Below are 25,194 nucleotides of genomic sequence, written 5' to 3'. Positions count from 1 at the left end.
TTCGAGAGCGCGGCTACCGTTACGCCTATGTCCTGGGCAAGCAGCGAAGGATCCCGGCGGTCGATGGTCGCCAACCGCAGACGGGACACAGCCCCTGAACTCGCCGTGCGCCGGACCCTCCACTCGATGGGGCTTCGATACCGCGTCGACTTCCCTCCGCTCGGCGGACGGCGACGAGCCGACATCGTCTTCACGCGGCGCCGCACCGCAGTATTCATCGATGGTTGCTTCTGGCATGGATGCCCCCTTCACGCGACGATCCCCAAGAGCCACGCCTCATACTGGGTGCCCAAGCTGCGACGCAACATCGAGCGAGACCAGGAGACCGATGTCCAACTCCGCGCCGCTGGCTGGACGGTGATGCGATTCTGGGAACATGAGGAAGCGGTGGCAGTCGCGCAGTCCATAGCTCGGCAGGTACGGCTAGAGACGTTCTAGCCTCCGCCGCGAGGACAAATGGTTTCAAGCGTCGACGGATATGAGACGCATGAATCCTACTAAGCGATGCACGTAGGAGCCAACGGTGGGCAACGCCCTTCAAAACAGCTTTGATGCATTGACCTATAACGCGTAAGAACCTCTGAATAACCCGGAAGAATCTTTCTCTGGCCATTTCTTGGACCGTGTCGAGTGTAATCATGCGCCAGCGGCTGACGAAAGTGAAGTCGAAGGTGCGGCGCCGATATCGAACCAGGCTGCACACGGGACCGCCCGCGTCACTCCGCGGTGACCGACGCGCTCCACGTCGCGCCGAACCGGTCGGTCAGCATCCCGAACCCGGCGCTCCACGCCGATGCCGCCAGGGGCGCGACGATCGGGGCATCCACCGCCAGGGCGTCCCAGTAGCTCTGCAGCTCGTCGAGTGTGAGCGCGGTGATCGACACGAACACCGCCTGCTCCGGATCGCGGTTACCGCCTCGAGGCGGGCACCGACATGCCCCCGCTGCTCTTCGACGACCATCAGTCGATCGCGGGCACGATTGCGTTACGGGCCGTACCAGCGCTTGGCGCCGGGGTCGGCGAGGCGGCGGTGCGCGCGCTCGCGACGATGCGTCAGGTGCTGCCGTTGCGGCTGCGGCATCGGCTCCATGCGGTCGAGGTGACAACAGTCAGGCGCGGGCGAGCCGCCAGCGCTGATCGTTCCGCTCGACGTGTTGCTGACTCTCCCGCAGGCCGTGCGTGATCGGGTGACGGTGCGTTCGACTACCTCCCGCGCGAAGGGGACACCGCTGAGCCCGGGCCCGCCCGTCGCGCTGAACCGCACCACCTCGTGACGTCGAGCAGTCGGTGGTGCCTGCTCGGGTGGGACCTCGATCGACAGGACTGGCGGCTGTACTCGGCGGACCGGGTGCGTCCGCGCGTTCCGCACGGGGCGCCGTTCGTGCCGCGGGTCGTGCCCGGCGGTGACGTCGACGCGTTCGTCTCGGCGCGGTTCAAGGGGTCGCATGTGAACGAGTGGTTCAGCCGCGGGACGGCGCTGTTGCACACGCCCTCTCGCAACGTGCTGCCCTTCGCCGGAGACGGCATCGTCACGGCTGTGGACGGCGACCGCTGCACGCTGGAGGTGGGGTCGTGGTCGCGGAGCGCGCTCGCCGCGTCGTTCGGGCGGTTTGAGGTCCCGATGGAGGTCGTGGAACCGCACGAGTTGGCGGAGGCGTTCGCAACACTGGCGGTGGGGTTGGCTGCGGCGGGGAGCTTCAGGTCGCAGAACGGTTAGGCCGCACGTGCGCGTTCTCGTCCACCTTTTCGCCGTCGCCGCGGTGAGTGTTGAAAGGCGGCTGACCCTTGGCGGGGACGGCGCGCCCCGACCTCCGGTGCTGACATCGTACTCGTCGGCCTGTCCATCAGTTGACGCCCCCCAAGTTGAATGTCCGAGGGGTCTGACAGGATCGTGAGGTTGACGTCAATCATTCCTCTGGGGGGACCATCAATGCCAAAACCGCTCTTCATCGCCCTACTTGTAGCGCTTCCTATTCTCCTCGGCGGGGCTACAGGAAACGGCTGGGTGCTCGTCATCACGCTCGCCATCGTCCTTGCGGCAAACCCCATCATTCGCGTCGTTCGGAAGAACCGTTACTTCAACTCGGAGGAGTTCCAGGGGCTCAGGCAGCAGGCTGCGTCGGTGATCGCCGAGCACAACGAGGTTGTGGATTACGTCGCCGAAATCCGCTCGAAGGGCTCCTTCGAGCTGGGAGCGTCGTCAACCGGGCAGCATGCCCATCTCGCCACCTTTCAAAACACTTCGGCTTGGAACAACCGGCGCGACCGGAACGTAGCGGAATACGCACCGCACGTGCATAATGCCTCGCTGCAGGTGGTCCGGAGCGCGAGCCAGGAACCGATCAAGTACCTCATGAAGTATTTCGGGGTTAAAGCAGATCAGGCGACGCTCGCCGACGTGCAGCGCGTAGGGAACGACGTCGCGCGTCTCGAGGAGGCTGTCGTAAATGTCCAGGGGCGGGAGGCGGAGATCGCTGCCATGATCCATCCACCAAAGTTCATCATGAAGCACTACGCGAACGAGTTCTGGAACGCAGTTGGCGTACACCTCTCGCCCATCCAGGTGCCTTACCCGCGGTACAAGTTTCAGTACACGTCTGCCGGAGGCAACACGGGACAGGAAACGAACATCCAGCTCAACTCGCCCACTCTCGATGCCCTTGCCGAGACACTCGTCGATAAAATCCGCTGGGCGAAGTCTGCTGCCGGCCAACGCGCATTGATGACCGGCCGGCTGCGATCCGCGATCAAGGTGCGCGACAACTACGCGTGCCGTCAGTGCGGCGTGTCGGTTGCAGCCGAGCCTCACCTACTCCTAGAGGTCGACCACATTATGCCGGTATCGAGAGGAGGCCTCAGCGTGCCCGAGAATCTGCAGACGCTCTGCTGGCGGTGCAATCGCTCGAAGGGCGCGAAAGTCATTGCCTGACTGACAATGTCCGCTTCGAGTGAGGAAAGCGCGCAGCGGGGTTGCCATTTAGAGACAACGGGCCGCGGCGTGGCGGCCGCCGCGTAATTGGCTGCGGCCCGCCGCAGCTGGGCTACCCGATTGCCCAGCCTTGTCTAGGCGGCATGACCAAGAACTCAGCATCGTGCAGAGCGCTTTGATAGAAACAGGGGGTGGCTGTGGGATGCTGCTCCGACCGCGAGACGTCTCGCGAGCGTTGACAGTCACAGGTTGCATGACGAAGACGGAGTTCGACACATGAACAACGACGAAGAATTCGGCGAGATCGAGGTCATCGGTGACGGCGAAGGTCTCATCTTCGTGGGGGATCCGGAACAGGTGGCGAAGTTCGTGGCATCCGCCGGTCTGCCATCGAAAGCGTTCGACGTGAGCAAGTTGACGTCGGCCGCAGCGGTGGGCGGCGCCGTTTTGAACAGCGCCTCACAGGTTTCTGCGAACGCAGGGCGCTGGATGAAGCTCAGCGAAGAGTCGGCGCGCGCAGCGCAGTTGCTGCCCGCCGTGCAGAACTCGACGACGAAGTTGTGGCACGCCACGACCCGCGGGGACCAAGGCCGCTTCGTGAAGAATCTGCAGTTCGTCACGAAGCCAGGGTCACTGCTCGCCAAACCGGGCGCCCTTCTCACCAACCCCGCAATCTTGGCGGGCGTTGGGGGTCTCATGGCCCAGTACGCCATGCAGCAGATGATGGACGAGATCACCGAGTACCTCGCCACGATCGACGCGAAAGTCGACGACGTGCTTCGCGCGCAGAAGGACGCGATCCTTTCCGAGATGATCGGCGTCGAAATGTTGATCGACGAGGCTCTTGTCGTGCGGGATACGGTTGGACACGTTTCCGAGGTCACCTGGTCGAAGATCCAAGGCGAGGCAGCGACGATCGCGCGCACGCAGGCCTACTCGCTCCGGCAACTCGACGCTATTGCCGAGAGGGTCGAACGTACGGCGAAGATCGGCGATCTCGCGCATCTGACGAAAGACGCGAAGTCGTCGGTAACTGAATGGCTGAGTGTGATCGCGAGGTGCTTTCAGCTGCAAGAAGCGCTCGGCGTACTCGAACTCGACCGCGTGCTCGCCGCGAGCCCGGAATCGATCGACGACCACCGCCTGGCACTTCAAACCGCGCGCAACCGACGGCGCGAGGTCATCTTGCAGACGTCCCAGTCATTGCTGTCGCGGATGGACGCGGGCGCAGAGCGCGCGAACGCGAAAGTCCTGCTGAATCCGTTCTCGGCAGGAGCGGTCGTCCAGGCTCGCAACGAGATCGCTGAGGGTGTCGGGGAGTTTCACACGCGGCTGGGTCTCAAGGAAGACGAGACGTCGGTGCAAGCGCGCAGCTGGGTAGCTGCAGCAGTGGACGTTCGCGACGACGTCTTCGAAGCGGGCGCGGACGGCGCGCAAGCCGTAGGCCGCTTCGGTAACGACGTCCTTGACAACGCCCGGTCTACGGCGGGGAGGCTCGCAGAGCGGCTGGCGAAGCAACTGCAGCGGGACGACGATGCTCCCTCCCACACAGAGGGAGGCCCGTCCGCCGGCCAGAAGACCATCGAGCCGGGGGAGCAGCCCGGCACGACCGACACGGCACCGTGACGCAGCCCCTGCGTTACGCCATCAACGCCACCCTCGACGGGTGCGTCCACCACGAGGCGGGACTGCCGCCGGATGCCGAGTCAATGGCGTTCTGGACCGACGAGCTGCGACTCTCAGACACGCTGCTCTACGGGCGCCGTCACCTACGAGTTGATGGAGGGCGCGTAGCGGCGGCCGGAGTCGGGGGAGTGGCCCGACTGGATGGACGACAGTGAGGTCGCGTTCTCGGAGGTGATGGATCCGATGCGGAAGGTCGTGGCATCCGGAACCCTCGACGCAGTCGACTGGAACGCCGAACTCATCCGGGGCGACGTCGTCGACGCCGTTCGGCGATTCAAAGGACAGCCGGGGCGGGGCATCGCGCTGGGTGGCGTGGAGCTCCCCGCGGCTTGCGGCGCACGGACTCATCGATGAGTACATGTTCGTCGTGCTCCGGTCGTCGCAGGGCGAGGATCACGGCTGCTCGATGGCATCCGGGATCAGATCCATCTCGAACCGTCGAGCAGCGCGCGATCCGCTCGGGCGTGATGATCCAGCGCTACCGCCCGTCGCATAGAAAAGGGCCCCGCGCGTACGAATCGCGCGAGGCCCGGGGCATCCAAAGATTAGCCCTGAAAGAACGGGTAGTCCGTGTACCCTCGCTCGCCGCCTCCGTAGACGGTGGCCTGCTCCACCTCGTTCTCGTCGGCGCCCTGCTCCCAACGGGTGACGAGGTCGGGGTTGGCGATGGCGGGGCGACCGACGGCGACCAGGTCGGCGATGCCCTCGTCGACCGCCGACACGGCCTCGTCGCGGGTGGTGACGCTCGAGAAGCCCGTGTTGACGATGAACGTCCCGCCGAAGGCGCGGCGAAGGTCCTGGATCAGCTCGCCGGCGGGGTCGGCGTGCAGCACGCTCAGGTAGGCCAGACCGAGCGGCGCGAGCCCCGCGATGAGCGCCTCGTACGTGGCGCGGGTTTCCGCGGCATCCTGCTCCCAGACGTCCTGGATGTTGTGGGCGGGGGAAATCCGGATGCCGACGCGGCCGGCGCCGATCTCGGCGACGACGGCTTCGGCGACCTCGATGACGAAGCGGGCGCGGGCCTCGGGCGATCCGCCGTAGGCGTCGGTGCGCTGGTTGGAGGCCGGGGAGAGGAACTCGTGCAGCAGGTAGCCGTTGGCGCCGTGCAGCTCGACGCCGTCGAAGCCGGCATCCACAGCCTTGCGGGCGGCGGCGACGAATTCGTCGCGGACGGTGGCGAGCTCGGCGGTCTCGAGGGCGTGGGGGGTGGCGTAGGCGACCTTGGTGCCGTCGGCCAGGCGGGTCTCGCCGTCGATCGCGATCGCCGAGGGGGCGACGATGCGGTCGGTACCGGTGATGTCGGGGTGCGTGACGCGTCCGCCGTTCATGAGCTGCATGAAGACGGTGCCGCCCTCGGCGTGCACGGCATCGGCGACCTTCGCCCAGCCGGCTTCCTGCGCGTCGGTGACGATGCCGGGCTGGCCCGGGTACGCACGCGACTCGGCGCTCGGGAACACGCCCTCGGTCACCAGCAGGCCGATGCCCGCGCGCTGCGCGTAGTACTTCGCGACGATGGGTCCGGGAACGCCGTGGGCGTCGGCGCGGAGGCGGGTCATCGGGGCGAGCGACACGCGGTTGCGAACGTCGACATCGCCGACGGTGGTGGGGCTGAACAGGCTCACGGGAGTCCTTTCGTGGGGAACGGGGGCCACGCCAACCCAACGAGGGGCGGCGGTTGCCTATTCCATCGGGGTGACCTGGCGCGATCGGGTGGCTTGACGGTGCGGAAGGGCGGACTCCATAGGGGCCCGAAGGGACGGTTGCGGGCCCCGCGAACGGCCCCGGCCGCGAGGCGGAAAACTGCCTCTGGCCAGGAACGATGCCGGCGAGGATGATGAGCAGGGTCGCACCGTTACCCACCCCGAAAGAGCGGTCTTCCGATGGCATCCATCTCCGAAACGTCCCTCGACGATCGCGCCACGGCGCTGCGCGAAGCGCTCGGTTCACGCGTCGTCTTCGCCCACGAACCCGAGTACGACGTCGTGCGCGCGCCCTGGAACCCCACCGCCGACCAGCGACCGTTCGCCGTCGCCACCCCGCAGTCGGCCGAAGATGTCGTCGCGATCGTCCGTGCGGCGACCGCCACCGGCCTGCGCGTCGCGGCGCAGTCCACCGGGCACGCGGCTCCCGGGCTCTGCGAGACCGACCTCAGCGATGTGGTCCTCGTGCGGCTCGGTGCGTTGCGCGGGGTCACCGTGCATCGCGCGACCCTCACCGCGACCGTGCTCGGCGGGTCGCACTGGAACGACGTCCTGGATGCCACCGCCCCGCACGGGTTCACTGCCCTGCACGGAAGCGCGGGTGACGTGTCGGTCGTCGGGTACTCGCTGAACGGTGGCGTCTCATTCTTCGCCCGCGCCCACGGGCTCGGCATCAACGCCGTGCGGTCCGTCGAGATCGTCACGGCCGACGGGTCGCTCGTGCGGGCGAGCGCCGACGAGAACGCCGACCTGTTCTGGGCCGTCCGCGGAGGGTCGGGATCGTTCGGGGTCGTCGTGTCACTAGAGATCGACCTGCTGCCCTATGCCGATGTGTTCGCCGGGATGCTGCTGTGGGACGCCAGCCACACGCCGGAGGTGGCTCGCGCGTGGGCCGAGTGGACGGCATCCGCCCCCGAATCCGTCACGTCGACCCTGCGCGTGCTGCACCTGCCGCCGCTGCCCGAACTGCCGCCGTTCCTCTCGGGGCGCTCGCTCGTCGTGATCGACGGAGCCGTGCTCGAGACCGACGCGCGAGCCGACGAACTGCTGCAGCCCCTGCGCGACCTCGCACCCGAGATGGACACGTTCGGACGCATCCCCGCGGCCGGACTCGTGCACGTGCACATGGATCCGCCGCAGCCGACGCCGGCGGTGACCCGCCATTGCATCCTCGGGTCGCTGAGCGACGAGGCCGTCGCGGCGTTCGTCGCGGCATCCGAAGACCCGGCCCTCTTCGTCTCCGAGGTGCGACATGTGGGCGGAGCCGCGTCGCGTCCGGTGCCGACGGGTGGCGCGGTGTCGGCGATCGCGGGCGATTACGTCGTGCACGCGATCGCGGTGCCTCCCGTGCCCGAGGTGGTGCCGGCGGCGCGGGCCGCGGCCGACACCTTCATCGAGCGTTTCGCGCCGTGGGCGGGCGAGGCGCTCGTGCTCACGTTCCTCGACGGAGGATCGGACCGCGCGCCGGCATTCGGGGCGTCGCTCGACCGGCTGCGGGCGATGAAGGCGGAGTGGGATCCGCGCAACGTGTTCGCGGCGGCGAACCCGGTTGTGCCGGCGGGCGGCTGAACAGCCACGAGGGCGGTCGCGCGGTTTAGAGGGCGGGCAGCACGACGGCCACGAGGTAGTCGCGGAGCCGCGGTACGTCTCGAGTGAGGGTCCGCCAGACCCGATGCGGGTCGAGGTCGTCGTATTGATGGGCGGCGAAGTTCCGAATACCGATGATCTGCCGCCACGGCTGGCCATCGAAGCGCTCGCGAACGGGCGCGGGGATCTTCGCGACGGCCTCGCCGATCCGGATCAGTCCCATCTCCGCCGCCCACTGCGCCTGCACGTCATCGAGGAAGCGTTCCTGGCCCTGCGCGACGATCTGCGCGATCACCTCGCAGACCGCGACGACCCGCATCGCGGCATCCTGCGTCTTCTGAAGGTCGGCGGTCACAGTGCGACGGCTTCGCGCAGCACTCGCTCACGGAACTCGCCACGCAGAGTGTCGGATGCCACGACATCGACCTCGACGTGGAGCAGGTCGGCGAGAGCGAGGCGCAGGCCGATCTCATCGAGGAGGCCGGCCTCGGGGGTGAAGTCGACGAGCAGATCGACGTCGGACGTCGTGGTCTCCTCACCGCGCGCTATCGACCCGAAGACGCGCGGGGCCGTGGCGTGGTGCTCGGCGACGATCCGGTGGATCTCGTCGCGGTGTCGGAATAGCTGCTCGTTCAGGGTGCCCACCAGGGCACGCCGGATGCGGCCGAGGACCTCGGCGCTGGGCTGGCGCCGACCGTTCTCGTATGCGGAGATATTGGGCTGCGGCACCCGCGCGGCGCGGGCGAGCTCGGCCTGGCTCATGCCCGCCGCCTCCCGGCCCGCTCGGATGTCCACAAGACCAGTGTACGAGGGGGTTATCGGGGGTGATATATCCAGACGGCGTCGCTCGCCCGTCAGGGGAGAACGAGCACGTCGCCCGGGTTGATCTGCGTCTCGCCGGGGATGACGGGCTCGTCGTCGCGGGTCAGCGCGCTCGCCTCGACGGAGAAGCGCTTGCTGATGCCCGTGAGGGTGTCGCCGTGCGCGACGACGTACGACACGACTTTGCCGCCCGTGACGACGGCGAATCCGTTCGCTCCGTCGAAGGGCCCGCGGTCGGCGCCGGCGTCGGCCCTCGGGAACACCGAGAACGTGCCCGGGTTGGCGGGGTCGTAGTCGTGCTTCGCCGGGTCGTAGTACTCCACGTTGGCGGGGAGCACGTCGCCGGGCTCGCCGATCAGCGACCGGTAGTCGTTCGGGCAGCCCTCGGTGCCCTGACATGTGAAGCCCTCGGGATAGATGATCCACGGCCCCGAGTTCTTCGCCCAGTCGGGTAGTTCGGGGGCTGCCGCCGGTTCCGCCGGGGCAACGGCGGCCGCTGCGCCGACCGCCTCGGCTGGCGCCTCGGGCTCGGCTGAGGCGAAGCCGGAGAAGGCGGGGACCGCCAGGGCGACCAGGCCCGCGACGACGACCGCGGCGGCGGCGAAGGCGATCTTTGTGGCGCGTTCCATTCGTCCACCCTCGCACGACGGGTCGGTGGGGCGCGATGCGGCGACCCCGCATGCACGCAGAAGGGGAGCGGATGCCATGCACCCGGCATCCGCCCCCCTCACCGCGCTATTGCCTCCGCACCACCACCGCCACCGGCTTACTCGCCGTGGTCCCGGAGGCGTTCGAGAACTCGACCCGGTAGGCGTGCGTCCCCACGCTGGCTCCCGTCACCTCGGCGCGCGCAACCTGCGGGAGCGGGGTGCGCGGGGTCAGCGTCCCCTCGGCGATGACCGTGTCGCCCTCGAGGAAGCGGTAGCCGGTGGCGTTGGTTCCTGACCGCAGGGTCGCGGTCAAGGTGAAGGAGCCGTCGCCGTCGCGATTGTCGTGGGTCAGCACGGGAGTCGCGGGGAGCACCCGAGTGACCTTGACCGTCGTGCTCGAGGTCTTCGTCACGCCCCGCGAGTTGACCAGCTCGCCGGTGTAGACGTACGTGCCGTTCTTCTTGCCCGACACCGCGACCTTCGCCGACTGCGGGGACGTGCCGCGGTAGTCGAGCGGGACGGTGGCGATGAGCGTGCCGTTCTCGTAGAGCCGGAAGGTGGTGGCGTTCTGGCCCTTGAGCAGGGTCATCCGCACCGTGTACTCGCCGGTCGAGAACAGGTTGTCATGCCAGAGCGTCGCCTTGCCGGGCTTCGCGGTCGCGCCGTCGGGCACGGTCACGGGCGCCGACAAGTCCGACCTCGGCGACTCACCGACGGTATTGACCGCGGTGACGGCGAAGCGCGCCGTCGTACCGGGTTTCAGGCCGGTGACGGATGCCGTGAGCGAGGTGGTCGTGGAGACTGCGGCATCCACCCCCTCCTGGTAGACGCGGTACTCGGTGACGGGCGAACCGCCGTCGGTGGCGGGGGCGGTCCACGAGACCGCGGCGCCTCCGGTCTGCGCGGTGGCGGTCACCGACGTGGGTGCTCCCGGGGCTTCGTCGGCCTGCCACATCGTCGGGAGGAGGGGTGTGACGGTGATGCGCTCGATCGTCGCCGTGCCTCCTTCGGACCAGGCGCTGATGTCGTCGGCACCGGCGTTCGGGAACACCTGGTCGGTGATCGTCGTGCGCCCGCCCGCGGCGAACAGCTCGACCGACGCGCGGTCGAGGTACGCCTCGAGGGTGACGGTGCCGTCGACGAGGGCCACCGGAGCGTCCTCGACGGACGCGAACGACGGGTGGAAGCGCACGTTCCCCGAGTTCCGGCGGTCGATGAACGCGCGTCCCGTGGTGCTGTCGTACCCGATGCGGGTGCCGGAGGTGTCGTCGCCGAAGACGGTGATGCCCGCCTGCTCCGCGTCGCCGGGGCGCAGCGTGAGGTCGACCTTGACGACGTCGCCGGCCAGCCGCAGATCCGTCTCGCCGTCGACCGTCACGTTCGTGCGGGTCTGGGCGTGGGCGGCATCCATTCGTCCCTCGATCTGGGGGACGACCTTCTGGGTGAGGCGCGGACCCTCGGCGGTCGCGGTGAGGGCGACCTCGCGGGGGAGGGCCATCGAGCTGCGCCACGGGGAGGTGGGGATGTCGTTGGCGTAATCCCAGTTGTTCATCCACCCCTGCATGACCCGGGTGTTGGCGTCGCGCGTGCCGGAGTAGGTCACCGTCGCGTAGTAGTCGCGTCCCCAGTCGAGCCAGTCGTAGCTCTCGAGACGGGTGGGAGCGGCCTGATCGGCGAACATCACCTGGTCGAACAGCACGTGACCCCACCCGGAGCGGTAGTTGTCAATCACCCGGATGCCGGCCTGTCGGCCCTCGAATTCCGAGACGTTCCAGCTGGCCCAGTCGAGGGTCTCGCTGTTCGCGCCGGTGGCCGTGCGGACGACCTTGCCGTCGACGACGAGGTTCACGGTCGTCTCGTCGCTGCGCACCTGCGCGGGGGTGTCGCCGACGACGACGTGGTCGAAGGTGAGGTGGCCCCAGCCGCCCGTGGCCCCGTCGCGGATACGGATCTGCGCCTGCTGACCGGCGTACTCCGCCGTGTCCCACGACACCCAGTTGAGGGCGCCGGCCTCGGGTCCGGTCTGCGAGCGGACGACCTCGCTGTCGACCACCAGCTCGGCCTGCAGGGTGCCGTCGGTGCGCGTGCCGCCGCCGATGAGGAACGACACGTAGCGACCGTCGAGGGTGAAGGCGGGCGAGAGCATCTCGCCGGTGTTGTCGTCGCCGCGCGGGCCGCCCTCCCACGTGTTGATGCGCTTCGCGCCGAGGTAGTAGTCGCCGCCGGCCGTCGAGGGGTTGCGCGCAGGGTCGGTGGCGAAGTCGCCGGTGAGCTGCCAGCCGGTGTCGGCGAGGGTCTGGCCGTCTGCGGTCTCGAAGTCGAAGACCGTCCGGCCCGCGGGCGGGTCGTTCGCGAGCTGCGAGCCGTCGACGTGCGGATGGTTTCCGCCGCCGACGAGCAGGTTGATGTACGGATCGGTCACGGTGAAGGTGGGCGAGTCGAGCGTGCCGACGGGCCAGTCGCCGTCGTGGAAACCGTTCACGAGCCCCGTGCCGATGAACCCGGTGACCGGGCTCTGGCCGTCGAGGGCACCGGATGCCGGGGCGAGCCCCCACGGGCCGTCCTTCCAGTTACCGGGTTCGTTACCGAGGGTCCACCCATCGAACGTGCCGTCGTCGAAACCGGCGAAGACGTCACCGGCGGGCGTCGACTGCGCGCCCTCGGTGCTCTCGCTCGTGAACGTCGTGCCGTCGAACTCGCCCACGAAGTACTGCCCGCCGCTGCCGCCGCCGACCGCTCCCGGGTTGAGGTTGACGACCATGACCCACTTGGTGTTGGTCGGGTCGCCGTCGACGGGCAGCTCGAACAGGTCGGGGCACTCCCAGATGCCGCCGGTCGAGTTCGCGGGGCCGAAGTCGGAGAGGTGGTCCCAGTTCTTCAGGTCGGCGCTCTTGTAGAGCACGACCTTGTGGTCGAGCGCCTCGACCGCGGCCATGACCCAGTACGCGCCTGCGGGTCCGTCGTACCAGAACACCTTCGGGTCGCGGAAGTTCGCCGAGTTGCGGTCGAGCACGGGGTTCCCCTCGAACTTCGTCCACGTGTAGCCGTCGTCGAGGCTGTACGCGAGCGACTGCGCCTGCAGCCCCGCACGGGTGGGGTGGGCCGGCTCGTACGCGCTCGTATAGATCGCGACGAGCGGCGCGTTCGTGCCGTCGCCGAAGCCCGACGTGTTGTTCTCGTCGACCACGACGGAGCCCGAGAAGATGCTCTCGATCGGCCGACCCTGGTCGTCGAACATCTGCGGAATGGCGAGCGGCTGCTCGGTCCAGGTCAGCAGGTCGGTGCTGGTGGCGTGTCCCCAGCTCATGTTGCCCCAGCGGTCGCCCTGCGGGTTGTGCTGGAAATACAGGTGGTAGACGCCCTTGTGGAACACCATGCCGTTGGGGTCGTTCATCCAGTTGCGCTCGGGCGAGAAGTGCACGAGGGGGCGGTACTGCTCGTCGCCGGGGGTGACGGATGCCGGGGCGACGGAGGCCGGGGAGCCGGGCGTCGCCGCGGCGGCCGGGGCGGAGGAGGTGGATGCCGCGGTCTCGGGCCCCACGGCGCCGGGTGCGGGCGATGCGGATGCCGCGGTGCCGGGGTTCGCGAGGGTGGTCGCCGCGGCGGCCGGGGCGGGGGAGGTGGATGCCGCGGTCTCGGGCCCCGCGGCGGCGGAGGCGGCAGACGTGGATGCCGCGGTGTCCAGCGGGGCCGCGGTGGATGCCGCGAGCGCCGACGCCGCGGGCAGTGGATCGGCGTGGGCCGGCGTGATCGCCGTGGCGCCGAGGGTCGCCGCCAGAGCGACGGTGGTCGCTGCGGCGAGTGTTCGGAATCGGTTTCCGGGCAGGCAAATAGTCACACGCGCTCCTTTGTGCGTGCCGCCGTCAGGCAGCGACTGACATCGATGTCAGTCCATTTCGCACAGACGCTAAGCGGTGTGGGATGGGCTCGTCAAACGGTTAACCAAATTAACCATTGTTAACCATGGAAATGGTTTTGCCGGGGCGTTACGAGGCCGCCCGGTCCGCCCCCCTACAGCTCGACGACCTCTCCGCTCGCCGTCCGCAGCGCGAGGCGGAAGCCGGACTCATCGCCCTCGACGACCTCGGCGACACGGTCCCCCACCCCCAGGGCGTCGAGGATCCCGATCAGCGGCGCCGGATCGGGCTCGGTGCGCACGAACGAGACGAGTTCGATCGTCGGGATGTCGCCGAGGCCGGGCTGCGCGGTGCGCCCCCAGTCGATGAGGAACGGGACGTCGAGTCGCTGGTGCTCGCCGCGGGTCAGGCGCCACTCGAGCAGGGTTCCGTCGGGGGTTCGCCGCGACAGGTCGCTGACGTCGCCGGGGTCGTAGCCGTTCGCGCGGGCGGCGGCGACGGTCGCGTCGATGTCGTCGGGGTGCACCGCGTACGCCTGCACCCGCGGCGCCGTGAGCGCGTCGATGCCGAACGTGGTCGGAACCGCGGGCTGCGCGCGGTCGGGGTCGGGGCCGATCAGCTCGATGTACTGCGGACCGCGCGAGCCGTCGACGGTGAGGGCGACGAGCGCGTTCGCCGTGCCGGTCGGGTGCGCGCCACCCGGGGCCGCGATGACACCGGTGCGGTCGGCGAACCAGTCGACGAGGGCGGCGAGGTCGGGGCCGGCGATGACGACGTGGTCGAGAAGGCGGGGGATGCTCATGAGTGTCCTTGCTGTCGGGCGGGGACTTCGGGTTCGCCGAGCGACAGCATGAGCCGGTTCGCCCAGTTGAAGAAGGCGGCCCCGCCGATCACGTCGACGATCTCGGCGTCGTCGAGGCCCGCCGCGCGCAGACGTGCGATGTCGGCCTCGTCGAACGCCAGCGGGGTGTCGGTGAGGGCGACGGATGCCGCGACCACCGCGTTCCATGTCTCATCGCCGAGGTCGGCATCCACTCCCTCATCGAGCAGGCGCTGGACGTCGTCTTCTCGTCCGGACTCGCGGGTGGCGGAGGCCGCGTGCACCGAGGCGCAGAAGACGCAGCCGTTGCGGCGCGAGGTGGCGGCCGCCGCGAGTTCGCGCTCGGCCCGCCCGATGCCGCCGTCGACGTTGTAGAAGATGTCGAGGTCGGTGAGCGTCCGGGCGCGCAGCGCGTCGGGGTCGCGCGCGAGCAGGCGGAAGTAGGGCATCTTCGCGCGGGCCGGCTCGATGAGCGCGTCGCGTTGCGCGTCGGTCAGCGCCTCCTCGGCGACGGGCAGCAGCCACGGCACCCATCCGAGCCCGCGCTGCGTGAACGCTCGCGGACGGGCGAGGTCGGGGTATTCGGTGACGGTGTCGGTCATCTCAGACCCCTTCGGTGGTGGAGGCGTGGGCGAGGGAATGCGAGGCGTTCGCGCCGACGGGGACGGATGCCGCGGCGAGCATGCGCAATCCCCACGCGAGGCGCAGCTGGAACGTCAGGAAGGCGACGAGCTGCGACAGCGAGACGATGGCATCCGCGTCCCATCCGGCATCCACGAGTCTTCCGAGATCCTCGGGACGCGCTTCGCGCGGGCGCACCACCAGCAGGTGCGCGTGTGCGAGGGCGGCGGAGAGACGGATGCCGAGGCCTGCCGTGCCGCGGGACGCGGGAACCCCACGCGGGCCGTCGGTCGACTCGGAGGCGAGGTCCGGCTCGCGGTACCGCCCGAACGGACCGGCGGCGGCGGATGCGGCCGCGGCCTCGGTCACGCCGGGGACGAGCTCGGCCGCTTCGTCGCCGAGGAGGTCGCGGTAGAACGCCGTCGCGGTGTCGAAGCCGTGCAGGCGCGAGACGAACAGGGCGACGGCGTATCGCTCGGCGAGCGGGAAACCGCCGGGGGCGGCCGGTTCGAGGAGTGCCTCGAAGCTGCGCTGGGCGTTCTCGCGCGCCTGGGGGCGTCGGGAGCGGACGGCGTCGAGGCCGTCGCCCGGCCGGATGCCGGCGAGCAGGTCGATGATGTCGGCGGTGGGCGTGCTCATGCGAGTCCTTCCACGGTGGTGGTGGCGAGGGGGTGGTGGGCGTGGCGGAGGGCGTCCGCGGCATCCGGTCCGACGTCGAAGCCCAGCCGGGGCGCGACGGCGTCGGCGAGGAGTTCGATCGAGCGCAGGGTCAGCTCGTGGGGCGCGGCGATGGAGTGCACCTGGAACGACACGTCGCTGACCTCGGCGAGCGTCTCGTCGGTCGAGAGCGAGGCGACGACCTCGTCGACGGTGCCGACGTGGGTGTCGGTGAGGCGCACGAGCTCGTCGAGCCCGACCCCGTCGGTGTCGATGCCGAGCACCGTGCGCGCGAGATGACGGAGTCCGTCGGCGGCCAGCTCCAACGCGCGGGTGCGGTTCTCGGGGTCGACGACCAGCGCGGTGCGCGAAGCGAGCACGCGGACGGGCGCTCCGTGCGGGAGTGCCGCGCGATGGGCCGCGATGATCGGCAACTGGAGCTCGTGCAGCGGGGCGCCGGGTGACCCGGGGTCGCGCGGCTGCGTGCGCGAGAGCAGCAGTCCGTCGCCGCGAGCGCCCGCCCGGCGGCCGCCGTCGACCGAGAAGGTCGCCTGCCAGATGCGCGCCGACAGGTCGCCGCCGCCCGGGTACAGCTCTGAGGCCGAGTCCCGGATGCCGCGCCCCTCGAGGGCGTCGAGGAGCACGTCGAAGTGGTCGGCGAAGATCTCGCGCCGGCGATCGGACTCGCGCCCGAACGCGGCGAACGACGCCGGAGTGCCACCGGTGGCGAGGCCCAGCTGCACGCGGCCCCCGCTGATCTGGTCGAGCACCGCGGCGTCTTCCGCGACGCGGAGCGGATCGTCGAGGGGGAGGGTGACCACCCCGGTCGCCAGCGCGATCCGGCTCGTGCGCTCCGCCGCGGCGGCCAGCAGGACGAACGGAGACGGCAGTCCACCCTCGTTCTCGCCGAAGTGGTGCTGGGCGAGCCAGGCCGACGCGAAGCCGCGGCTCTCGGCGTGCGCGATCTGCTCGATCGCGAAGCGGTAGCGGTCGGCCGCCGACGCGTTCTCGAGTACGCGGCTGAAGAATCCGAGGCGTGGGCCGCTCATCGGAGCACCTCCTCGGGGTGGGGTCGGGTTTCCGGTGCGGTCGTCGAGAGATGCCCCCGCAGCGACGCACCCGGGATCGCCGCGAGCAACTGCCGCGTGTAGTCGTGCTGCGGATCGTCGAAGACGCGGGCGGCGGGCCCGTGCTCGACCTGGCGTCCCCGCTGCAGCACCGAGACGGTGTCGGCGATCTGGCGGACCACGGCGAGATCGTGCGAGATGAACACGTAGGTCAGGCCCAGGTCGGCCTGCAGCCGGGCCAGCAGACGGAGGATCTGCGCCTGCACCGTGACATCGAGGGCCGACACCGCCTCATCGAGCACCACGAGCTCGGGCTCGACGATCAACGCCCGCGCGATCGCGACGCGCTGCCGCTGGCCGCCGGAGAGTTCACGCGGACGCCGCGCGGCGATATCGGGGTCGAGGGCGACGAGTTCCAGGTGGTGCGCGGCCCGCCCGGCGCGCTCGGCGCGGGAGCCGATGCCGAAGTTGCGGAGTGGTTCGGTGAGGATCTCGGCGATGCTCTGCCGCGGATCGAGCGAGGCGTAGGGGTTCTGGTACACCAGCTGCGTGCTGCGGTGGAAGGCCCGGCGGGCACGCCCGCCCGCGAGCCCCGTGACCTCGGTGCCCGCCACCCGGATGAGCCCGGCGGTCGGGCGGTGCAATCCCGCGATCGAGCGCCCCGTCGTCGTCTTGCCCGACCCCGACTCCCCGACGAGGGCGTGCGTCGTGCCGCGCGCCACGGTGAACGAGACGTCGTCGACGGCGACGAGGGGGGAGCGACCGGGTCGGCGGAACTCCTGCGTGAGTCCCGCGACCGTCACCAGGGGCGGGGCGGCGAGGGTCGTGGCATCCGGAGCAGCACGCTCGACGACGCGGGCGAGCGACGGCGCGTCGGCGAGGAGGGTCCTCGTGTACGCCGAGGACGGGGCCGCGAGCACCTCGGCGGTCGGCCCCGCCTCTTCGACCACGCCACGCCGCATCACCACGACGGCATCGGAGCGGTCGGCCGCGACGGCCAGGTCGTGCGTGATGAACAGGATGCCGGTGCCCGTCTCGGTACGGATCTCATCGAGCAGATCGAGCACCGTGCGCTGCACCGTCACGTCGAGCGCGCTCGTGGGCTCGTCGGCGATGATCAGCTCGGGACGCAGGGCGAGGGCTGCGGCGATCAGGACGCGCTGGCGCATGCCGCCCGACAGCTCGTGCGGGTACTGCTTCGCCCGGGCCTCGGGATCGTCGATGCCCACGCGCTCGAGCAGATCGAGCACCCGCGCGCGGATCTTCGCGCGGTCGGTCCAGCCGTGGATGCGGAGCGCTTCGCCCACGCTCCACCCGATCGTCGCGACGGGGTTCAACGAATTGCCCGGGTCTTGCGGGATGAACGCGATGCAGCGACCGCGCAGACGGCGCCAGCGTCGCTCGGACAGGCCGACGAGTTCCGTCGGGCCGTCGGTGCGCTCGGAGAGCCGGATGCCACCGCCCGAGACGTGGCCGTTGGCGGCGAGCAGCCCGATCGCCGCTTGCGCGACCGTGCTCTTCCCCGACCCCGACTCGCCGACGAGGGCGGTCACCGAACCCGCCTCGACGTCGAACGAGACACCGCGGACGGCCTCGACCTCGCCGCGACGGGTGCGGTAGCGCACCGCGAGGTCGCGGATCGACAGCAGCGGGTGGGTGCTCATGCGGCATCCCCTCCTCGAAGGGCTTGGCTCAGACGGTTGGTCGACAGCACGACGAGCACGACGACGAGGCCGGGCAGCACCGTGAGCCACCACGCGGTGGCGACGTAGTTGCGGCCCTCGGCGATGAGCAGACCCCACTCGGGGGTCGGCGGCGGCGCCCCGTACCCGAGGAAGCCGAGGGTCGAGATCTGCAGGATCGCAGAGCCGAACTGCAGCGCGGCGAGGGCGATCACCGGCGTCAGCGAGTTGGGCAGGATGTGCCGCCACAGCACCCCGAAGAAGGTGCCGCCCGACCCGTACGCCGCCTCGACGAAGTCGGTGACGCGCACGCTCACCACCCGCGAGCGGGCCAGCCGGGCGAAGACGGCGATCGAGGTGACACCGACCGCGATCGCGGCACTGGTGGTGCCGAACCCGAGCAGGATGACGACGCCGAGCGAGAGCAGCAGCGCGGGGATCGCGAGCAGCACGTCGACGACGCGCATCAGCGTCTCATCGACCGCGCCGCGCAAGGCCCCCGCGGCCAGACCCACGGCCGTGCCGACCACCAGGCCGACGAGCACCGCGATGAGCGCCCCGATGATCGACTGCGATGCGCCGTAGACGACGCGCGCGTAGAGGTCGCGGCCGGTCGCGTCGGTGCCGAACCAGTGCTCGACGCTCGGCGGCTGCAGCGCGGGAGCCACGGTCTCGGTGGGGCTCTGGCCGGTGAAGAGGGCCGGGAGCAGCGCCCACAGCAGCACGACCCCGACGATCAGGGCCGGGACGACGAACCCGGCGCGGGCCCGTGCGCGCTGTCGCTCGCCGAGGCGGCGGTCGAGGGTGAGAGCGGTCATCGGGTCCCTCCTCGGGACAGGTCGCGGACGGAACCGCCCACCTCGGCATCCACGAGGTCGTCGACGGCCCGCTCCGCGGCATCCGTCCCGCTCGCTCGCGTTCCCCCCGAGGGCGTCTCGCCCGCGGGCGTCCGACCCCGGCTGGATGCCGCTGTGCGCAGCCGCGCGTCGAGCACGGGATAGAGCAGGTCGACGGCCAGGTTGATCACCACGAAAGCGACGGTCGAGATCACGACCACCGCCAGCAGCACCGGGGTGTCGCGGTCGGCGACGGCCTGCGCCGTCAGCTGGCCGATGCCGGCGCGGGCGAACACGGTCTCGGTGACCACCGCGCCGCCGACCAGCTCGCCGAACAGCAGGCCCGCCATCGTGAGGGTGGGGAGCAGGGCGTTGCGGGCGACGTTGCGCCACAGCAACCACGACGTGCTCGCGCCGCGCGCCCGCACGACCGTCACGAACGGCTGCTCGCGCACCTCGTCGATCGAGCGCATGAGCACCTGCGCCAGCGGGGCGGCGATCGGGATCGCCAGCGTGATCACCGGCAGGATCAGTGCCTGCGCCGGGTTCGCGCCGATCACCGGCACGAGCCCCAGACGGAACGAGAAGACCTGGATCAGGATGATCCCGATCCAGAAGACCGGCAGCGACACCAGCAGCGGAGGGATGCCGCGGAATGCGCGCCGCAGCCAGCCGCCGCCGCCGTACGTCGCGGTGAACGCGATCGTCACCGCGAGGACGACCGCCAGGGCGAGTCCGAGGACGGCGAGCGTCAGCGTCGGCGGCAGCGCGGTGACGATGAGGTCGGACACGGCCGCACCGCTGGCGACCGAGTAGCCGAAGTCACCGGTGAGGAAACCGGCGATCGAGCGCACGTACTGCACGATCAGGGGCTGGTCAGCGCCCAACGACCGCCGGATCGCCTCGATCTGGTCGGGCGTCAGACCGAGCTCGGGACTGCCGTAGCGGGCGAGCACGGCGTCGCCCGGCAGGGCGGCCAGCAGCAGATAGGCCGCCGTGTAGGCCAGGACCAGGACGAGGACCGCCTGACCCACACGACGAAGGACGTACGACATGGTTTCTCCGTGTACCGGGGTTCCGCGGGTCTCAGGCGGCGAGCCAGGTCGAGTAGAACGACGGGCGGCCGACCGATTCGGTGTCGAAACCCTGCACCTTCGCGGTGAGGCCGAAGACCTGCGGCTCCTCGAAGATCGGCAGGATGTAGGCGTTCTCAGCGAGGTAGCGCTGTGCCGCCTCGGATGCCGCCTGACGCTCGGCCGTGGTGGGCTCCGACGCGATCGCGGCGAGCAGCGTGTCGAGCTGCGGGTCGCCGATCGAACCGTCGGCCGGGTTCAGGTTCAGCAGCGTGTTGCGGTTCTTGGAGAAGTACTGCGACTTCAGCACGTCGAAGTCCGCGCGCCCCACCATCGAGTGGTACACCTGGATCGTGCTCTGATCGGTGGACGCCTTGGTCTGCGCGGCCATGTCGCCCGCGAACAGCGACACCTGGATGCCGAGCTTGCCGAGCTGCTCCTGGATCAGGGTCACGACCTCCTTCGAGCGCGGCTGCGGGAGCGCCTCGTTGAACGAGAGGGTGAGCTTCTCGCCGTCCTTCTGGCGGATGCCGTCGGCCCCCTTCGTCCAGCCCGCCTCGTCGAGGAGAGCTGCTGCCCGGTCGGGGTCGTAGGCGTAGGACGACGACGTGTCGACGTAGCCGAGGGCGGTCTTCGCCAGCGCACCGGTCGCCAGCGGGTAGTTGGTGGTGAACAGGGTGTCGACGATCTTCTGCCGGTCGATGCCGGCGATGAGCGCCTGCCGCACGCGCACGTCGGCCAGTCGCGGCTCCCGGAAGCGGAAGCTCAGGCCGTTGTTGACGCCGTTCGTGGCCGCCGCGTGCAGCGAGAGGGAGCCGCCGGCGAACTGCGCCTCATCGGGCGCGGGGATGTTGCGGGCGATGTCGGCTTGACCGGCGACGACCGTGCCGACGCGCACGCTGTTCTCGGCGGCGACGATGTAGTCGATGCCCGCCAGGTAGGCGGCGCCCTGGTGCGTGAGGGAGGGGGGAGCCCAGTCGTAGTCGGCGCGCGCGGTGACGCTGGTCTGCGTGCTGATCTGCTCGTCGGAGACGACGAACGGGCCGCTGCCGATGATCTCCGTCGCGTTGCCGGGGCCGAACTGCTCGCTCGTGCGGTCGAGGGTCGCGTCGGAGAGCAGGCCGGAGTTGATGGTCGACACCGCCTGCGCGAATCCGGGCGAGGGCGCGGTGAAGCGGAAGACGACGGTGTCGTCGTCGACGACCTCGCCACGGTCGTAGTTGTTGATCGCCTCCGAGATCGGGAGCGCGCGGTCCTTGTCGCCCGCGCCGTAGAGGTCGATGTTCTTCACGACGTTCGCGGCGGTGAGCGGTGTGCCGTCGGAGTAGGTGACGTCGGTGCGCAGGTCGAACGTGTACTCGGTGGCGTCGGCGTTGACCGTGTAGTCGGTGGCGATCCACGGCTCGAGCTCGAGGGTCTCGGGGTTCTGGTACAGCAGCCGGTCGGTGATGTTGTTGACGATTCCGCCGTTGGGGTAGAAGCCCGCGGACGGCGGGTAGAGCGTCGTCCAGGTCTGCGGTTCCAGGTAGGTCAGGGTGCCGCCGCTGACGGGTTCGGCGTCGGCGTCGGGGCCCGACGAGGTCGCGGCGGTCGAGCAGCCGGCGAGAAGGGCGACCACGGCGAGTGCCGAGACCGAGGCGACGGCCGAGCGGGTGAGTCGTGACATGTGAACTCCAGAGGTGCGCCGCAGCGCGGCGTGCGAGACGAGATGCCCCACCCCACCACGTGGGCGGGCCCCGTCTCGACTCCGCGGTCACGGTTCGTCATCACCGGCGCGCCCCTCGTTCTGGTGTGATTTATCCCAGATCAAGGGCATGTTTTCGACCGTTCTTCGCCCCGATTGTGACGCGCCGCGTGACGCCGGTTGACCCTCTGTTACCCGGTACGACGCCGTGTGACGGTCGGCCGCTCATCGGGCTCGTCCGTGCTCTAGCGTCGAGCCCCGTTCGGCGCGCGAACCCACCGCGGGACGGCGCCCGTCGTTCCCGGCGGCGCGTTGACTGCGGGGCGCGCCGACTGCCGGGTACGCCGACTGCTGGGCGCGCCGACTGCGGGGCACGTCGAGTGGCGGGCGCGCCGACTGCGGGGCACGCCGACTGCGGGGCACGCCGAGTGGCGGGCGCGCCGACTGCGAGGTGCGCCAAGTGGCAGTGCCCGCCGCTTCCGGGGCGCGCGCCGCCTCGCGCGGGGTCTGCCCGCCGATACCGCCCGGCCCTACGGCATCCAGAACCCCAGCGTGCAGAGCAGCCGCGTCTCGTCATCGGCGTCCGCCGGCGGGTCGATCGCCGGGGGGAACACGCCCCACTGGCGCCACTCATCGGCGTGCGGCACGACGTGCTCGTTGAACCCGTCGACCAGCTCGGGGGACAGGTGGAACGGGACGCCGAAGTGCTTCGCGATCGACCACGCCTGGAACGCGCGATAGGTCGCGAGGTGCGCGAAGCCCTCGGCCGCCGGATAGTCGCCATAGGTGAAGCGGAAGGTGTCGGCGACGTCACCCCGGTTCACCGCGGCCGTCGCGTTGTCGTTGAGCGCGTCGTATGCGGCGATGGGATCGTCGCCGCTCAGAAGGTCGCCCTCGGCGAACGGGTCGCCGTCGGCCGCCGAGCGACCCGCGATCACGTCGGGAATCCACGCTTCGTCGTAGGCGTGCCGCCCGATGATGTCGAGCAGGGTGGGTGATTCGAGCTGGCTCCATTCCTTCGGCACCGGGGCCGAGAAGTCAGCGGGATCGAGGCGGTCGATGACGTCGCGCAACGCGGCGTCGGAGCGGAGGAACAGTTCGGCGGGCGTCATGGCGACGACGGTACTCCGGGCCACCGACACCGGCTAGACCCCCGCTGGCGGCCCCTGTTTCGTCGTGCAGGAGGCCGATGCCTCGATCGGCCGCAAGCACGGACCGGCGGGGGACGCACCGCCATACGATGGTGCCGCCCGCGACCGACCGGAGGACCGCGATGACCGAGAACCCCCTCACCCACCGCCTCGATTACACGCTCGACGAGCTCGACGACGGTGCGCTCACGGCATCCCCCCTCGCTCTTCTGCGGCGCTGGCTCGACGACGCGGCCGACCTGCCGGAGCCGAACGCGATGGTCGTGTCGACGGTGGATGCCGAAGCCCGACCGACCTCGCGCACGGTGCTGCTGCGCGGAGTCGACGACGACGGAGCGTTGTGGTTCTTCACCAACCGGCTGTCGCGGAAGGGCCACGCGCTCGCGGCGAACCCGTCGGTGTCGATCCTCTTCCCCTGGTACGCGCTGCAACGCCAGGTCATCGTGCTCGGCACGGCCACGCCCCTGCCGGCGGAGCGCGACGACGCGTACTTCGCCTCGCGCCCGCGCGGTTCGCAGCTGTCGGCGTGGGCGAGCCACCAGTCGGAGCCGGTGGCATCCCGAACCGCTCTCGAGGAGCAGATGGCCGAGGTCGGCGCCCGGTTCGCCGACGACGAGCCCGTGCCGCGCCCGCCGCACTGGGGCGGGTATCGGGTGGAGGCGCGCGAGATCGAATTCTGGCAGGGCCGCCCGTCGCGGCTGCACGACCGCATCGTGTTCGCCCGCGACGACCCGGCGGCGGAGTGGGCGGCGGTGCGGCGGCAGCCGTGACCGGGTTCCGCCCCGGGCGGAGTCGATGAGCCGCGGCGGGGGCCGCTCTTCCGCGCCCAGCGGAGGGGAATCCGTGAGCCGTAGCGGGGGCCGTTCCTCCCCGCAGCGGAGGAGAATCCGCGAGCGGAGGACGCGAGGCGCGGGAAAAGTCCTCCCGTCGCTGGATCTCCTCCGGTCGCGACCCCCTACGCGCAAGGGGACACGGGGTCGAGGTGTCCGGGCCGTAGATTCGTGGCATCCGCGTTCCGACGGGACCACGCGCGATCTCCGTGCAATCAGAGGGTGAGGCGAGACCATGGCGAAGAAGAACGCAGACAAGCCGCAGCTCGACGACAAGCCCTTCGTCGACGCCACCTCGGAAGCGAGGTCGCGCTACGGGCGGTTCAATCTCGCCATCGTCGGGAGTTCCGGCGTCGGCAAGTCGTCGCTCGTGAATGCGGTCTTCGGCCGTGACTGGGCGAAGGTGGGCCGTGGCCTGCCCGTCACGCGGGGCGTGCAGTTCTACAGCGACGACTCGCTCGGCATCTGGGACGTCGAGGGCTTCGAGATCGGGTCGCCCGTTCCTCCCGACCAGCAGTTGCGCGATCACCTGAACGCGATCGCGGCGCACTCCGGCGATCACCAGATCTCCGTCGTCTGGTACTGCGTGCAGGCCAACGACGACCGACTCACTCCCGCCGACATCGCCATGATCCGCGAGCTCGACGCGCGCGGTCTGCCCGTCATCCTCGTGCTCACGAAGGTCGATTGGATCAAGAACCCCCTCACCGGGAATCAGGGTGTCGCCAAGGACCTGCAGGCCTTCGTCGACTGGCTCAATGACCCGGTGGACGCCGCGACCGGCGAGCGCCTGCGCGTGCCCTACCGGCGCGTCATCCTCACCTCCACGCGGGACCGGCACGGGAAGGGGAAGGGGCACGGCCTCGGTGACCTTGTCACCGAGACGCTCGCCCTCGCTCCCGAGCGCGACAAGGATGCCTTTCGCATCGCACAGCGCCTCAACCTCCCGTGGAAGCGCGAGATGGCTCGCCCGATCATCGCGGCGGCGGCCGCGGCAGCCGCGGGAGCGGCGACCGTTCCGCTTCCTGTCTCGGATGCTTTCACTCTTGCGCCGATCCAACTCACGATGATGGGGCGCATCGCCGCCATCTACGACCTCGAGGTCAAGACGATGCTGTCGGCGGGAGCCCTCGCCCAGTTCGGCGTGCAGGTCGCGGGACGGGCGCTCGCGACCAGCTTCCTGAAGCTCATCCCGGGCGCCGGCATCGTGGTCAACGCCGCGGTGGCGGGTGCCCTGACCGCGGCGACGGGGGAGAGCTGGATGAAGATCTGCGAACTCCTGCACACCGGCAAGATCGACGTGCGCAAGCTCGATCAGGAGTGGGCGAAGTACGCGCCGAGCTTCGCGGACGTCGCACGGAAGCTGATCGAGCGGCGCGTCGGCAAGAGGTAGTCCCGCCGGATGCTCTTGCCGCCCCTACTCGGCGTGTCTAGCCTGGGCACCATCTGCGGCGGCCCCGTCGCGGGCGAGAGGAGCGGCATCCGATGTCCGATTCACCCACCGTCGTTTTCGTGCACGACGCCTCCGCGGACGCCGCCGTT

Annotated in this window: 22 protein-coding genes and 1 pseudogene; 7 read left to right on the top strand and 16 right to left on the bottom strand. The window is 69.9% G+C overall.

Annotated features, from left to right (window positions below; all coding sequences use genetic code 11):
* Nucleotides 1-27 precede the first annotated feature (27 nt).
* Nucleotides 28-438 (top strand): very short patch repair endonuclease, encoded by a 411-nt coding sequence (locus tag QRO03_RS06090; protein WP_285136626.1) that lies wholly within the window; start codon nt 28-30, stop codon nt 436-438.
* A 278-nt stretch (nt 439-716) separates the two neighbouring features.
* Here the strand turns inward: QRO03_RS06090 and QRO03_RS06085 are convergent, their stop codons facing one another.
* Nucleotides 717-884: a VOC family protein gene (locus QRO03_RS06085; protein ID WP_350224122.1), complete on the bottom strand. Its 168-nt coding sequence runs from the start codon at nt 882-884 to the stop codon at nt 717-719.
* Nucleotides 885-1,210: 326 nt separating this feature from the next.
* On the opposite strand from QRO03_RS06085, the pseudogene QRO03_RS06080 reads away from it, so the two are divergent.
* The 3 genes and pseudogenes from QRO03_RS06080 to QRO03_RS06070 form a co-directional block, all read left to right on the top strand.
* Nucleotides 1,211-1,717: pseudogene (locus tag QRO03_RS06080) on the top strand (helix-turn-helix transcriptional regulator); the annotation flags it as partial.
* A 288-nt stretch (nt 1,718-2,005) separates the two neighbouring features.
* Nucleotides 2,006-2,929, top strand: coding sequence for an HNH endonuclease (locus QRO03_RS06075; RefSeq protein ID WP_285136625.1), 924 nt, complete (start codon nt 2,006-2,008; stop codon nt 2,927-2,929).
* Between the two features lie 276 nt (nt 2,930-3,205).
* The gene (locus QRO03_RS06070) at nt 3,206-4,555 is read left to right on the top strand and encodes a hypothetical protein (RefSeq protein WP_285136624.1); all 1,350 of its coding nucleotides are present in this window, start codon (nt 3,206-3,208) and stop codon (nt 4,553-4,555) included.
* A gap of 143 nt (nt 4,556-4,698) precedes the next feature.
* Here the strand turns inward: QRO03_RS06070 and QRO03_RS16380 are convergent, their stop codons facing one another.
* Together QRO03_RS16380 and QRO03_RS06060 are read right to left on the bottom strand one after the other, a co-directional pair.
* Entirely contained in the window at nt 4,699-4,857 is a 159-nt protein-coding gene (locus QRO03_RS16380; protein WP_350224121.1) for a hypothetical protein, read from the bottom strand.
* A 303-nt stretch (nt 4,858-5,160) separates the two neighbouring features.
* Nucleotides 5,161-6,237 (bottom strand): alkene reductase, encoded by a 1,077-nt coding sequence (locus QRO03_RS06060; RefSeq protein WP_285136623.1) that lies wholly within the window; start codon nt 6,235-6,237, stop codon nt 5,161-5,163.
* A gap of 258 nt (nt 6,238-6,495) precedes the next feature.
* Between QRO03_RS06060 and QRO03_RS06055 the strand changes: the two genes are divergently transcribed.
* Nucleotides 6,496-7,884 (top strand): FAD-binding oxidoreductase, encoded by a 1,389-nt coding sequence (locus tag QRO03_RS06055; protein ID WP_285136622.1) that lies wholly within the window; start codon nt 6,496-6,498, stop codon nt 7,882-7,884.
* A 25-nt stretch (nt 7,885-7,909) separates the two neighbouring features.
* Here QRO03_RS06055 and QRO03_RS06050 read toward each other — a convergent pair whose 3' ends face one another.
* The 13 genes from QRO03_RS06050 to QRO03_RS05990 all read right to left on the bottom strand — a co-directional run bounded on the left by QRO03_RS06050 (nt 7,910) and on the right by QRO03_RS05990 (nt 22,783).
* A complete protein-coding gene (locus QRO03_RS06050; RefSeq protein WP_285136621.1) occupies nt 7,910-8,257 on the bottom strand; it encodes a HepT-like ribonuclease domain-containing protein in 348 nt (115 codons plus the stop codon).
* Entirely contained in the window at nt 8,254-8,697 is a 444-nt protein-coding gene (locus tag QRO03_RS06045) for a helix-turn-helix domain-containing protein (protein ID WP_285136620.1), read from the bottom strand. Before QRO03_RS06045 ends, QRO03_RS06050 begins: the two co-directional genes overlap by 4 nt.
* Nucleotides 8,698-8,756: 59 nt before the next feature.
* Nucleotides 8,757-9,353, bottom strand: a complete 597-nt coding sequence (locus QRO03_RS06040) for a LysM peptidoglycan-binding domain-containing protein (protein WP_285136619.1) — start codon at nt 9,351-9,353, stop codon at nt 8,757-8,759.
* 106 nt (nt 9,354-9,459) lie between these two features.
* Nucleotides 9,460-13,212 carry a GH32 C-terminal domain-containing protein gene (locus QRO03_RS06035; protein ID WP_502883007.1) on the bottom strand — a complete coding sequence of 1,251 codons (3,753 nt, stop codon included), beginning with the start codon at nt 13,210-13,212 and terminating at the stop codon, nt 9,460-9,462.
* Between the two features lie 173 nt (nt 13,213-13,385).
* Nucleotides 13,386-14,033 carry a VOC family protein gene (locus QRO03_RS06030; protein ID WP_285136618.1) on the bottom strand — a complete coding sequence of 216 codons (648 nt, stop codon included), beginning with the start codon at nt 14,031-14,033 and terminating at the stop codon, nt 13,386-13,388.
* Nucleotides 14,030-14,653 (bottom strand): alkylhydroperoxidase domain protein, encoded by a 624-nt coding sequence (locus QRO03_RS06025; RefSeq protein ID WP_285136617.1) that lies wholly within the window; start codon nt 14,651-14,653, stop codon nt 14,030-14,032. Before QRO03_RS06025 ends, QRO03_RS06030 begins: the two co-directional genes overlap by 4 nt.
* Nucleotide 14,654: 1 nt before the next feature.
* Entirely contained in the window at nt 14,655-15,311 is a 657-nt protein-coding gene (locus QRO03_RS06020; RefSeq protein ID WP_285136616.1) for a CMD domain protein, read from the bottom strand.
* Nucleotides 15,308-16,378, bottom strand: a complete 1,071-nt coding sequence (locus tag QRO03_RS06015; RefSeq protein WP_285136615.1) for a putative FMN-dependent luciferase-like monooxygenase — start codon at nt 16,376-16,378, stop codon at nt 15,308-15,310. The genes QRO03_RS06020 and QRO03_RS06015 overlap by 4 nt, the downstream gene beginning before the upstream one ends.
* Nucleotides 16,375-18,060 (bottom strand): dipeptide ABC transporter ATP-binding protein, encoded by a 1,686-nt coding sequence (locus QRO03_RS06010; protein WP_285136614.1) that lies wholly within the window; start codon nt 18,058-18,060, stop codon nt 16,375-16,377. The genes QRO03_RS06015 and QRO03_RS06010 overlap by 4 nt, the downstream gene beginning before the upstream one ends.
* On the bottom strand, nt 18,057-18,896 hold the full coding sequence (locus tag QRO03_RS06005; RefSeq protein WP_285136613.1) for an ABC transporter permease: 840 nt from the start codon (nt 18,894-18,896) through the stop codon (nt 18,057-18,059). Before QRO03_RS06005 ends, QRO03_RS06010 begins: the two co-directional genes overlap by 4 nt.
* Nucleotides 18,893-19,969: an ABC transporter permease gene (locus tag QRO03_RS06000; protein ID WP_285136612.1), complete on the bottom strand. Its 1,077-nt coding sequence runs from the start codon at nt 19,967-19,969 to the stop codon at nt 18,893-18,895. Before QRO03_RS06000 ends, QRO03_RS06005 begins: the two co-directional genes overlap by 4 nt.
* Nucleotides 19,970-20,000: 31 nt before the next feature.
* Nucleotides 20,001-21,653, bottom strand: a complete 1,653-nt coding sequence (locus QRO03_RS05995; RefSeq protein ID WP_285136611.1) for a TIGR04028 family ABC transporter substrate-binding protein — start codon at nt 21,651-21,653, stop codon at nt 20,001-20,003.
* A 548-nt stretch (nt 21,654-22,201) separates the two neighbouring features.
* A complete protein-coding gene (locus tag QRO03_RS05990; protein WP_285136610.1) occupies nt 22,202-22,783 on the bottom strand; it encodes a DinB family protein in 582 nt (193 codons plus the stop codon).
* A 161-nt stretch (nt 22,784-22,944) separates the two neighbouring features.
* Between QRO03_RS05990 and pdxH the strand changes: the two genes are divergently transcribed.
* Together pdxH and QRO03_RS05980 are read left to right on the top strand one after the other, a co-directional pair.
* Nucleotides 22,945-23,592, top strand: coding sequence for a pyridoxamine 5'-phosphate oxidase (gene pdxH / locus QRO03_RS05985; RefSeq protein WP_285136609.1), 648 nt, complete (start codon nt 22,945-22,947; stop codon nt 23,590-23,592).
* Nucleotides 23,593-23,887: 295 nt separating this feature from the next.
* A complete protein-coding gene (locus tag QRO03_RS05980) occupies nt 23,888-25,045 on the top strand; it encodes a GTPase (RefSeq protein ID WP_285136608.1) in 1,158 nt (385 codons plus the stop codon).
* Nucleotides 25,046-25,194 lie beyond the last annotated feature (149 nt).

Source organism: Microbacterium sp. lyk4-40-TSB-66 (genome assembly GCF_030209475.1).
In the GTDB taxonomy this organism is placed as follows: Bacteria; Actinomycetota; Actinomycetes; order Actinomycetales; family Microbacteriaceae; genus Microbacterium.
The sequence above is the reverse complement of the archived record's forward strand: the minus strand, read 5'-3'. Positions and strand labels throughout refer to the sequence as shown.